Annotated in this window: 1 protein-coding gene; it reads right to left on the minus strand. The window is 34.8% G+C overall.

The window, feature by feature from the left end:
* Positions 1 to 6 precede the first annotated feature (6 nt).
* A complete protein-coding gene (locus H3Z83_RS02445; RefSeq protein WP_182123891.1) occupies positions 7 to 14,559 on the minus strand; it encodes a T9SS type B sorting domain-containing protein in 14,553 nt (4,850 codons plus the stop codon).
* Positions 14,560 to 14,573 lie beyond the last annotated feature (14 nt).

The following is a 14,573-nucleotide window of genomic DNA, read 5'->3' on the forward strand; positions in this document are numbered from 1 at the left end:
TTCATCTTATCTATATAGTGTAAAGTGACCCATAACTTTCTTCTCCTCACCTGATAACTCGTTATAATAAACTGTATACCAATAATCTCCTGAAGGCAAAGGCTTACCATCATATAAACCATCCCATCCTTGTTGCACTCCTTCGAAGTTTTGAATCTTACGAGCATATCTATCGTAAATAAATACTCTTATGTTATGATAATCTTCAACTTCTTCTGGATACCAGTAATCATTAGTTCCATCTCCATCTGGTGTAAAGATGTTTGGTATTTTAATAGTTACATATACTCCTTCTGTTATTTCTTCAACAATACATCCATCTCCTCTAGAATCTTTTACAACAATATGATAATCTCTAGTTTGTAAAATTAAATGTTCGTTATCTGAACTAAATGTTTCACCTCCATCAAAACTATAAAAATATGGTTCTAAACCTCCAGTTACATTAACAATTAATTTATTCTTTTGAGATTTATCAATATCTATTACTAAAGGATCAATGTCTATTATATCTATAGGATTACTTGTAGAGTCTTCTGCACAATTGGTTACTGTATGTGTTGCTATAACATAGTACCCATTACCAGCTGCTACATCTACAAACTCACCTGTATTATTTGTTTCTACCGAACTACCAGCACCATCATATAACGTATAAGACATTGAATTCTTATACAAGTCATCGACAATTGCTTTAATGATATTTCCTGATGGACAAGTATATTCAAAATCTACCGTTAATTGTAAATCTACTGGTTCAGCAGTTTGAAATGTAATTGGTGCTGCAGGATCACAACCTACTCCACTATCTCTTACTGAGAAAAAGTATGATTGACCTCCAACGATACCTTCTGCTGCTCCAATTGTAATTGTATTAGTGTTATATGGACCGTATTCTGTTCCGTTATTAATTCTTACAAAATAAGGCATCGTGCCTCCTTGAACATCTAAAGTAACTACAGGAGTAGGATCATTTATACAATCCTGCTCATCTACTGATACTAATGTTGCACTGAACTCTATAGGTTCTTCTATTGTAACCTCTATTGTGTCTGGACAACCTTTTTTATCTTTAACTGTAATAATATAAGTTCCTGCTGGTAAGTTTCTAAATACGTTATCTGTTACAAACTTATCAGCTGGTTCTGTATTAATATTATACTCATAACCTAAAGCTTGGTTAGCTCCGCTTGCAAATATTGTAATAGTACCATTACTACCACCAAAACAAGTAACATCTGTATGCTCCTCATCTATCACCAATGGCGTTGGCTGTGTAATCTCTTCAATTCCTGTTTCAGCCTCACATACATCTCCAGCTGCATTGGTACTTCTTACTCTAATTTTATAAAAACCTACTGGTAAATCTCCAAATAAATTAGATGATTGCCATGTTCTTATTTCAACATCGTTTTCGTCTAATAATTGGTATTCATAATTACCTAAACCTCCAACTACATCGGCTGATACTGTTCCATTTTCATCGTTATTACAAGTAACAACATTTATAACATTTAATGTTGGCGTTAAAGCTTCATAAGCCGCGACAGTTACAATCACATCATCAACACAACTATTTTCATCTCGTACATAAAAAGTATGCTGACCAGCATTTACATTAAAAGTATTACCTAGAACGAAGTTAACTCCGTCTTCACTAAACATATAAGTCGTACCTGTACCTCCTTGACCAGAAAGTGTAACTTCTGCCTGACTTCTATCACAAGTAATCGCTGCTGTAACATTAGCTGAAGCTTGTACTACAGAAGGGTCAACAATGTCTCTAGTATCTCTAAACTCACAATTGTATTTATTATCTCTAACAATTACTTGATAACCAATACCTGCTGGTAAATTGTTAAATACATTAGAGGATTGCTCTACTTGAGTTCCGTTAGGAAGAATTAAAATATACGTATAACTTCTAACTGTAGTATCTTGAGTTTGACCTCCAGTTACATTTGTTACTTCTATACTTGCTGTAAATTGCCCCTCACAATCATTCTCATTAACAGTAATAACTGCTGCTAATGGCGTTGGATCTTGTAATTCGAAATCTACAGTTTGTGTACAATCATTTTCATCTTGTACAGTAATTGTATAATTACCTGCTGTTAAACCTGTAATTCTAGTATTAGGATCAAAACTTTGTACAGTTGTAGCTGTAGTATTATTTACCAATTGATATTGGTAATTACCCCAACCACCAATACCTTCTAACACAGCTCCACCAGAATCAGAAACATTACAACTAATGTATGTTAATGTGTAATTAACACCTAAATCTGCCGCTGGTTGACGAATTTCAAACTCTCTTGAAGTAACTTCACAGAAAGGAGAATTTGGAGTCATATTAATTACCACATAATAATTACCTGCTGGTAAGTTGTTAATTGTGATAGCAGCACTTCCGTTTCCTATTCCATTAGCAACTGCTGTAGGGTTTCCTACTGCAAATACTTCATAAGTATAATCATCTGCATATGGAGTTGCGGTACTGAAGCTTAAATCTACATTACCAGTATCTCCGAAACATGCATCTTGAATATTGTCTATAACTAATTCAAATTCTGGTTCATCTTCAACTGTATGATAAGTAGTTAATACACAATTTGTATCTGTATTTTCAATTTCTATTCTATATGTTCCTGTTGGCAATAAAGTAACAAAATCACCATCAGTATTTCTTGTTTCAAGAACAGCATTTGAAGTATCATTTATTAATCTAAATTCAACGTTAGTTACTGGTAGTGATGAATTGTAAGTAACATTAATATCTTCACCTTGAGCACAATCAATAGGCTTTTGAACACTAACAGTTGCATCAATTAAACGAGCAAATGGGTTAATATCTACTGTATCAGTTCCAAAACAATCTCCATTATCATCATAAACATTAACTGTATATGTTCCTCCAGCCTCGTCTGTTGAAATATATGTAAAACTAGATCCATTTTGTAAAGAAGTTGCTCCTTGTAAAAATTCAACTCTTACATAATTACCTGAACCTCCAATAATAGCAGCAGGATCTACAGTAATCATCGCTGTATTTACTGTATTTGTACCAGCATTACAATTAAATTGTGTTGTTGCTATTGCAGCAGATAAATCAATAATATTGTTTTGATTTATTGTTACATCTGTTTGAGTAGAACATCCATTTGTACCAACTCCAGTAATTGTATAAGTACCTTGAGGTAAATTACTAAACACAACATTTGTATTAGAATTTACTGTACCTACACCATCAGGATCAGGACTAATTGTATAGTCTAAAGGTAAAATTCCATTATCGGTAACCGAAACTGTAATCTCTCCTGTAGAACTACCAAAACAAATATCATCAGTAGTTGCAGACGCAGTAAAATTAGGCTCTATTCTTGGTTGGATTATAATATCTTTTTGAACAGAACAATTTGGTGTTGCTCCAGTGTCATTTACTGTAATAGTATATGTTTGTGGGGTTCCATTAATTGCTGGAATTGTAATCGTAGTAGGGTTCGCTGTAATACTAACTCCTGTTACTACGTTTCCATCTACATTACCAACTACATCATAAGTATATGTACTTGTTGATGGCCAGTTAGTTAATTCTAACTCTACTTGTCCGTCTGGAGAAGGTGAACAATCAACCTTTTTTGTTTCAGTTAAAGAGAAATTTAATTTAGGATTAATTGTTATGGCTATTGGAGCTGTATTACTACATCCATTCGAATCTACTACACTAACCGTATAATCTCCGGCTGGTACATTATTAAATGTATAAGTTGTAGCTGTTGATCCAACTTGAGTTTCAACAACTCCTCCCGTATTAGATAATGTATAAGTATAAGTACCTGTACCACCTACAACATTTACAACTTCAATACTTCCTCCGGCTACTGATAAATCACAACTATTGTCATTTTCGTTAACAGTAAAATTAACTGGAGCACGTGTAATAACTGTAACAGGGAATTCTGATCTTCTACAACTAATTGCTTCAGCTGCATTTATTAAATCACCTTGCCCGTCTTTATCTCTAACAATTACTCGATAGTCTCCTGGTGCAATATTTGTAAATACATTATTGTTTCCATTGGTAGCAAAATCATAAGTTCCAACTATTGTTCCCGCTGAGTCTTCTAATTGGTATACATAATCGCCCCAACCTCCTGTTGCAGTTGCTGTAATAGTAGCATCAGTACTTGTACTACAACTAGTTTGAGGATCTACAACTGCTGTTATAGCTAAATTCTCATCTGGTTCTGCAATGGTAAAGTTTGCAGTTTGTGCAGTACAATAAGGAACTCCTGTCGAAGTTAAAGTTGCTATTATATAATACGTTCCAGCTGGAAGTTTATAAACAGATGTAGGAGCTGCAAGACCCGTGTTTGGTATATTTAATCCTGCTGCACTTAAATCTAATGCTGTATTAGTTGCAGCATCATATAATTCAAAATCAAACTGACCTCCGTAAGGTGTAGTAGAATTAAACTCTAAAACAACTTTACCATTCTCTGCATCTTTACAACTTTCATCTTTAACTTCAGTAATCAATAAGTCGAATTGTGGTGCCTCATTAACCGTATAAAAAGTTTCAAAAACACAGTTTGTTATTGGATGTGTAGCTGTAATTGTATACGTTCCTTCAATTAAGCCAGTAAAATTAACTGAGTTAGTTCCAACTGGTTCTATAATAGTTTGATCATAACTAGCTGGTCCTGTTACACGATAAGTGATATTATTAATATCAGGAGTTGTTTTTACAGTAATTTCTTCTCCTGTATTACAAGTAATTGGTGTTGCTTGAGTTACATTTAAAGCTGTAATTGCTTCAAATGCGCCAATATTTGTTGCAATATTCCCTGAACATCCTTGATCATCATAAACAACAATATTAACTGCGCCTCCTGCTGTATTTGTGGTACTAAAACTTGCATTACTTGAATCCTGTATTTCATCTGGACTTCCATCTGCTGGATCATAAGTAAACACATAACGAACATAGTTTCCTGAACCTCCAACTGTTCCAGCTGGAATAGTTACAGTTGCAACATTAACTAAGTTCGTACCTACATTACACTCAAATTCAGTAACAACAGGAGTACTAGGAACTATTTGAATGTATTCACCAATTACAATATTATTAATAGTAAATGTACATCCATTTGTTCCAGTACCTGTAACTGAGTAAGTATTTGGTGGTAAATCTGAAATTACATTTCCTGTAATAGTTCCTGCAACCGGACTAATTGTATAAGTCAAAGGTAAAATACCATTATCAACAGCTGTTAAAGTAATCGTTCCTGAGTTATCTCCAAAACATAAACTATTTTCTGCTACATGCGTAAAACTTGGTACTACTGTATCCTGTATAGTAATTGATTTTGTATCTGAACAGCCTGAAGTAACATCTGTTACTGTAACATTATATGCTCCACTTGCTGTCACTGTAATGTCTTGATCGACATCAGCTCCAGTTATAGATCCATTATCTGGCGTAGCTGTAGCTATTGGAGTAACTGAATAAGTAAAGTTACCTGTAGTACCTAAATTAGCTCCCGAAGTTACTTCTATATTGAAAACACCTTCACCTGGAACACAATTCAAGTTTTGAACTGGAGTTAAATCGAAAGCTATATCATCATAAATAATAACACCTGCTTGTGTATCGCTACAACCGTTTGCATCGCTTACAACAATATCGTAAGAACCTGCTGCTAAACCATTGGCTGTATACGTTGTACTATTTGTTGGAGCTGTAAATGTTGCTCCATTATCAGTAGAATATCTATACGGTGCTGTACCACTACTTACTGTAATAGCAATACTTTTATTTACATCACAACTTGTTGGAATAGCAGAATCTATTACTGGTGATGGGCTTAATGTTAATGTTACTGGTCCTAAATTTGTTGTACAGTTATTCGAATCAGTTACTAACACTTCTACATCAACTGAAGTTACTCCTCCTAAAGTAGCATCATCTATCGTAATTAAATTTCCTGTTAAGTTATTAGGTACTGTATTAGCAGGAGTACCTGTTTCATAGGTTGAAACAGTATAAACATAACCTCCAAAACCTCCTGAAACATTTTCTATTCTAACTGAACCATCTACAGAACAAGTTATATTATTTAATACATTTAAATTACCAGTAATAGGAGTACCTTCTAAAATTTCTACATCACCACTTGCCCATTGACATAAACCTCCTGAATTAGTTTCTATAACTACAAAATATAAACCTGGATTTAATGTAGCTGTTGCTGGCACATTAAAAGTATGAGGGTAGCTACCTGGTGTCATTGAACCTGTTATTGCTAATGCTGAATCTGTAATACCATCATATAACGTCCAGTTAATTGTTTCTCCACTTAAAACTCCATCAGTGTCTTCAATAGTAAACTCTATTTGACCATTATTCGCTCCATCACATGATTGGTTTGAAACACTAGAAGTAATATTTACATCAAAAACAGAATCTATAGCCGAGTAATCTATTGGGTCATCATTCATTTCAATACATCCAGTATCTGTATCTCTTACAAAGAACTGATAATTTAAACCAGGAATAATACCATTAAATATATGTCTTCTAAAATCTGAATTTGGATTAAATGGATCTAAATCTACAGGTCCAGCTTGAATTGCAGCATGCCAAGTATTTGTGTTTATTGGATCATCTGTACTAATTCCAAATTCGAAAGGACCAACACCATTTTGAGCCACTACTGTAACACTGTAACCTGTAGTACAATCTCCAGATGGTGTAACATTTACAACAATACCACTTACTTGAAATGGCATTACATATATTCCATTATTTAATTGACATCTTACAGTAGCGCCATCCATAATTCTTATTGCTGGATAATACACTTGCCCTGGTGTTAATCCTCTAACTGAATATAGATTATCTCCTGGTGTTGGATGTGGAGCTACACTAACAGAATGTGTAAGTGTACTCATATTAAACCAATCAGTTCCATTAATTGTATATTGTAATGTATAAGGGCTATAACTGGCTAAAGTTAAACTTCCAAAATTAAAATCAATTCCTGTATTAGCAGGTACTATTGTTGTACAATCAGAAGGTAAAACTGGCTCAATATTCATAGGAATCGCTGGTGGATTCGCTAACGTAAAGCTATATGTATTTGAACAACTTAAATCATCAGTTACTGTTATTACATAACTATCTGATGCTAAATTATTAAAGCTAAAATTAGTCCCTGTAAAACCAGAAATTGTATCGTTAAAAGTTCCTCCAGCATTTGTTATTACAATATTATAAGGTGCTTGTCCTGTTCCGGCAGTAATTACACCGTCAACACTTCCTGTATCACCGTTACAGGTTGGTTCGTTTGGTGTACCTGTTATTTCAACAGGTGGAGTTGTTCCTATTACCACATTTTGAATAATATATTCACAACCTGCATCGTCTCTTACATATACATCATAAGTATTTGCTGCAAGACCTGTTATTGGATTTGTACCAGAGAAAGTTCCTGCACTATTTCCATCAGGAACAGCTGAGAAAGTGTAACCTGTTCCAGATCCTCCAACTGGATTCACTAATATTTCTCCAGTTGGTGTACAACTAGCATTTGTTGGGGTCGCTGTAGCAAATAACTCAGGATTTATAGTTACTGTAGCATCGGCAAAACAACCTCTACCATCTTGTACTCTAATATTGTGTGGCCCCGGAGATAAACTTGATATTGTAAACGGATTTGTTGCTACTGGAGTAAAGTTTGTACCTCCATCTAAACTATATGAATAATCTCCATTTCCTGTGTTAACAGTTACTACAATCTGTCCGTTTGAACCATCATAACATTGTGCTACTGGAGTAAACGTTACATTTGCCCTTGGGTTAACTGTAACTGGAACTGCCGCTGAAGTACAACCTAAACGATCGGTTGCAATTACAGTATAACTATCTGCTGGTACATTAGTAAAAGTTGTAGTCGTGGTTGTTCCTTGTGATACATTAGAACTATTAAATAATTCATAAGTATAAGTAGCTCCGTTACCTCCTGTTATATTAGATAGCGTAATTGTTGCTCCAGTAGCTGGATTACAGGTAATTTCTTTGGTTACGTCTGCATTAAATGTAATTGGATCAGGATCTGATAATGAAATACTTGCTAAAGATATATTACAACCTGTAGTTACACCTACTGGACGTATTTGAATAATTGGTGTTGCGCCCGCTGAAAAACCAGGAATAGCAAATGGATTTGCTCCTGAATTTATCCAAGTAGTTCCTCCATCGGTAGAATATTCAAATTCTGTTACTGTACCTGATGGGAAACTAGCCTCAACAGTAACTGTTCCATTTGAGTCTCCAATACATCTTGGATTTTCATTTCCTGTCATTACTGCATTAAAAGCTTGATCTGGTTCAATTGTTACATTAATATCAACTGTACAGTTACTTCCATAGTCTACTGAAACTGTATGCCCTCCTACTCCTACATTACTAAAAGCACCTGTAGTATTTGATGTAGCAGCATTACCATCTAATATATAGGTATAAGTATCTGGTGCTGTTGGTCCTGGAACTGCTGCAATTGTAATATTTCCTGTACCATTACAGTTATACACTACAGTTTCTGTTAATGTAGGTTCTGTTGGTAAAGGTGCAATCGTTACTGTATCTAAAGGTCGTTCACATCCGTTAACGTCTTCAACTTTCGTTTCATAGGTACCTGCTGCTAAATTTGAAACTGAAGTTCCTGCGATTTGTATATATGGATTTGGTGCTGGTGCTCCTTGTAATCTATAAAAATAAATATAGCCTGAACCTAGTGTACCTCCCGTTGGAGCTGTAAAATTGATGGTTCCTAAAATTGTACCTGATGTACTACATGCTAAATCTGTCGCAGCTGCACTTCCTCCTGATAAAGCTGTAGGTACTGAGATCGTTTCAGTTGCATTTGCTGGTGAACAATCATTAGCGTCAGATACTGAAATTACATAATTTCCATCTGCTAAACCAGTAAATGAATAATTAAGATTATTTGATGGTCCTTGAGGTGCTGGCGCTCCAGGACCTGTTACAGTTACCGTATATGGCGGAGTACCTGCTCCAACCGTTACATTAATTTCTCCTAAATCGGTACTACAATCTGGTTGAACTGCTGATATATCTATCGTTGGATCTGTAATTCTTGTTATTGTTCTTGTCTCAGTATACTCACAATAATCTCCCACTCCATTTTTATCTCTTACCGAAATATTATAAGTACCCGCTGGTACATCTATTGGACTTGTAGTATGATTTGTAATCGTTCCTGTTCCTGTATTCTCTACAACAAAAAGGAAGTTTCCATCACCTCCACTTGGAGTTATTAAAATTTGCCCCGTATTACAAGTTTCATTTACAGTTGTAATAGTTGCTGTAACTTGAGGCAATATTGTACCTGTTCTCGTAAGATCACAACCTAAACCATCGGTAACGGTAATATCATAATCACCATCTGTTAGATTTGTAAATGTATATGTATCAGGTGTTGCTGGATCTGGTGTTTGCCACGTAGTACCATTATCACTACTAAATTGATAATTTCCATTACCACTTGTAACGTTAACTGTTAATGTTCCGTTTGATCCTGTATAACAAGTTACTGGAACTAAATTAAAATCTAATGTAGCTGGATCGCTAATATTAACACTAACAGGAATACAATTATTTCTAGCAATGGTAATTTGCACATCATCTATAAAATTCCCTACTGTATTACCTCCAGCTGCTGAAACAGCGTCAAAAGCGATAACTGTTGTAGATTGACCTACAGGTACAGTATAAGTTCCGCTATATACTCCCCAAGCAGAAGTACCGTCAGACATTGTTTCTACTACAGAGGCAGTAGCTAAATCATCACCGATCTTAACAGTTGCAACATCAGTACCACTTCTACCTCTATGTGCTACAGACCAAGAAATAACATCTCCTGGCTGAGTACAATATTCTTGATATAAAGAAGATACTGTATTTGCATTTAATTCTGCAAAAGCATTCCCTTCATGTGGTGTTACTCCATTAAAGCCATTATACCAAATCTCTATTAAGTTGTCTGAAGCAGTAGAATCCCATCCAGGAATATTATCTTCATTTGTTTGTCTAAATGTTGATCCAGATACTGCAGGCAATTCAAAACCTCCGTTTTCAAATAAATTTGCTGTACAACCACACTCATTACAATTTCTATCATCTCTAACCATAACAATATAGTCCGCTACTCTAGAAGGTAATCCTGGAAATACTGGAGATGATTGCCAAGTAGCTCCACCATCTATACTAAAAGTATACGGAGGTACTCCACCTGTTGCTGAAGCAGTAATTGTTCCTGTTGCTTGATTACATGTAACCTGCTCGGTTACCGAAGCAGTTAACATTAATTCGTCTGGTTGAGCAATATCATGATTTCCTAAATCTACTTCACATGTTGCGCCACCGTCTACTTCTCGAATAAACACATTATAAGTTCCTGCAGCTAAACCAACAACTCTATATGGATTATCAGCTGTAATCGACCACGTACTTCCACCATCAGTTGAATATTCAAAACTAGGGCCGATAACGTTATTTGCTAAAATTGTTATGCTTCCATTATCTGAGCCAAAACACTCACTATCTGAAGTTGCTGTAACTCTTCCTGAAAAATCATTTCCTGCATTTACATCAACTATTCTCTCTATCACGCAATTTCTTTCATAACCTACAGCAATGGTATGTGAACCTACATCTACATTGTTAAAAACCCCTGTATTATTTGATGTTGTAGTATCACCATCTAAAGTATAAGTGTATGTTCCAGCCGGTGTTGCTGTAACAGTAATATTCCCTGTACCATTACAGTTATAAACAACTGTATCATTTAAAACTGGTGCATTTGGTAAACCATTAATTGTTACTTGGTTTAAATCTCTTGGGCAATCATTTGCGTCTTCTACTCTAGTATCATAAGTACCTGCTGGTAAATCTATAACTGTTAGTCCGCTATCAAAATTAGCCAAAGTATAATCAGTATCCGTAGTAAGTTTATAATAATACGAATATCCTGGTGTTCCGTCTGTAGGAGCCGTAAAGGTTATGGTTCCTAAAACTGTTCCTCCTGCTGGGTTACATTCTAAATCGGTTGCTACTGCGTTACCTCCTGCTAAAACTGGTGGCTCAGTTATTTCAATATCAGGAATTACATAATCACATTGATGTGTTGTTTTAGTAGCTCTAATATTTACTGTATATGTATTAGCTGGTAAATTATCAAAAGTTCCAGAAGTAAACCAATCAGCTCCTCCGTTTATACTATACTCTATGTTATACCCTAAATTATCTCCATCAACAGCTACGTTAATAATTCCATCTGTTAAACCATTACAGGTTATATCGGTATCTGAATTTGTAAAAGCTAAAACTGGCTCAACTTCTATTTCTACTGGCTCAGAAATAGTATAACAACCATTGTTATCAATAACTACAAATCTATAAGTTCCTTCACTTCCGTTAGGAACAGAATAAGTATAAGTATTTGTTCCTGATATTAATCTATCAGAAATTTGAATCTCAGAAATACTTGTATATAAATCACTGTAACCACTAGGGTTAGTTGTATCTGGCTCTGACCAAACAGCAAATGTATATGGAATACCTGAGGTAGCGTCTATAGTACCTCCGCCAGCTGTTAATTGTATTGTTCCAGGATTATCTCCATTTAAACATGTAATATCTTTAATAGCAATTGCATCTAAAGTAAGTTGAGATGGCTCGGTAATTAAAACCGTATCTGTGGCAGAACATTCTGGTGTAGACACTTCAACTGTATATAAACCTCCATTATTAACCGGAAACTCAAAATGATTATCAACAATTGCAGTTTGAGTACCTACTACAGTACCTCCTGTAGTTGCGCCTTCATACACAACATAAGTATAGGGCCCTGGAACATTGTTAATACTAACATCAATTGTAGCTGGCTCTCCAGCACATTGCATATCTGTAGGATCTAATTCTAATTCAATATTTACAGCTTGAACAGCAATTAAAGGAAAAGTGTATTCACAAGATGCAGCAACGGCATCGTCTAATCTTATCGTTAAATTATAATCTCCTGCTTGAGTTATGTTTGTAAAAATATTACTGTCTTGAAAGTCTACAAAATAGCCTGCAGTTGCTGTACCAGCAACTCCACTTAAGCTATACTGATATCCGTCTGGAATATTACTTATCGTCATTTCTGCCGGAGTACCACAAATAATATCTTCAACATCAATTACTGGATTTAAAGTAGCTTTATAAACATTAAAATAATAACTTATAGGACATTGCCCATCATATAAAACATCTAATCTAAATTCACCTGCATCAGTAAAGTCTCTTGATAGCTCACCATTACCAACTTCGTTCCAAGTACAATCGGTGGCTACATTAGCACAACCTGTAAAAGTCTCGTCAGCACAAGAAGATTCGTCTAATTGAAACCATCTAACCGTAGTTGCTGTTCCTGAAAAAGAAGACAAATCAATTTCTCTTGAACTCGTACCTCCACATAAATAAATTTCGGCTAATTCAAAACTGTTATTAGGACAAGTATCTAATATTCTATCTGCTGCATCAACTAAAGGATTTGGTGCTGTATCGTAAGAAATAACTGTTATTGTCTCTGTACCTTCTTTACAAACAGATGTTGTTCCTCTTGTTACTACATAAGTACCAAGTTCTGTTACTGTAACCGATTGTGTGTTTGCTGTAAAACCATTTGGTCCTGTCCAAGAATAAGTATCAAAACCATCACCAGCTGTTAAAGTTACATCAGCTCCACATAAAGCTTGAGTTCTTTCGAAAGCACAATTATCAATATCTACCAAAAAGTTAGAAGTACCTACTACTCCAAAATTACAAGCATCTAAACTTTCGAAGCTTTCTTCGTTAGAGATTACAATACCAGATTCATCACCTGTATAATTTGCATATGCTTGATTTTGAATAATATTAGAACATGCATCACGCAATAAATTACAATCAGCTGCTACCTGTACTCTAAATCTTATTGAATATGCTGGATCATCTTCTTCTACAAGGTTATTAGGTATCGTAAATGTTAATCTACCTCTAAAGTCGTTAGCTGCTGTTGGAGGTTCATATACATATGTTACCCCAGCTGGCACTATTAAATCACTAGCTAATAAATCTACATTTTTAGGTAAAATATCTACTATAGTTGTAGATACAGCATCATCTGTACCTACGTTTTGAAATGCTATATCATACCATAAATAACTACCTAAAGTTACGTCTTGTCCTGCTAAATTATTAGGCACACCCGTACCATCATCAATAGTTTTTACTAATTGTACTTTAGGTTCTATAACCTCAACAGACAGTGCTGTTAAAAACGGCCAATAAGTATCTCCTTCAGATGAAAATCGTAATACTCCATCTTCTTGGTCATTACCAATTAAAGAGTTTCCCGAGTTATTTAACTCAAACATATCAACGTCTAACCCTAAGGTATTTTCACTATCAGGTGTTCTACCTCCTAAATAATTATTATTAATAGTAATGGTACTATTAAAAAAGTTATCAATTTCATTTTCATCACCAGAAGTTAAACTTTGAAAATTACCTGAAGTATCTTCCAATTGTAATTCATCGCCATCAATATTTACATCTCCTTCAAGAGCTGCAATCATAAAATTAGCCTCAACTTGACCTACAGGAATTGTTTTAAAACCTGAAAATGGTACATCATACACACCTGCACTACCATCATCTTGTCTTTTAATCGTTGAAAAACCATCGAAAACAAAGAATTTTTTTTGTGACTCAGTTTCATTTTCATAGATAACAACTAAAACCCAACCTGCAGATGAACCTAAACTTGAATCATATTCATCTTTACCTTTGGTTGCTTTTATATTCGCTCCATAATAAACTCCATTAGGATCTGTTAATCCTTGTAATAAAGAAGTAACATCTTTATAACATACATATGGCTTTTGATCTGATAAACCATCATCATAAATTAACTCTCTTGCTGTAGAATCAAATTTATCTGCTACAATATCTATATAATCACCTACTGGTAATCTAAACTTCATTTCATTAAAATCATCATCTCTGGTATTAATACCATCTTCTTCATCATCCCAGTTTTCGTATGGATAAATACCTGCCCAATATAAACCTGCATATACCACTCTTGAACAATTAGGTAATGTTAGAGTTGCAGAAGAAGAAGAAAAAGTATCATTATGACCAGAAATACCTAGATCATCGTCAATATCGATATAATCCATATACTTATTTCCGTTGTCATCATTCCTTCCATTTCCATTAAAGGCATTATTTGATGCTCCAGCTCCAGCTCCTTGACCGTCTCTGTTTAAAGTATTATTGGCTATAAAAGTTAAATTACCTCTTAACGACAGTTCTTGTCTTAAAGAAAATGGGGTATCTGCTTTACGTTCACCTACCTGTAAAGCACCTTCATCTTTCTGCTTTTCTTGTGATAAAGAAATAAAACTTGTGGTGAGTAATAATATATAGAATAGTATTTTTTTCATCATCGTCTTTGGGG

The sequence above is a fragment of the Tenacibaculum pelagium genome (assembly GCF_014062345.1).
GTDB lineage: Bacteria > Bacteroidota > Bacteroidia > Flavobacteriales > Flavobacteriaceae > Polaribacter > Polaribacter pelagius.

What these genes read in the sequence shown, in the direction of transcription:
- H3Z83_RS02445 (WP_182123891.1), bottom strand. Translation starts at nt 14,559, where the DNA reads ATGAAAAAAATACTATTCTATATATTATTACTCACCACAAGTTTTATT.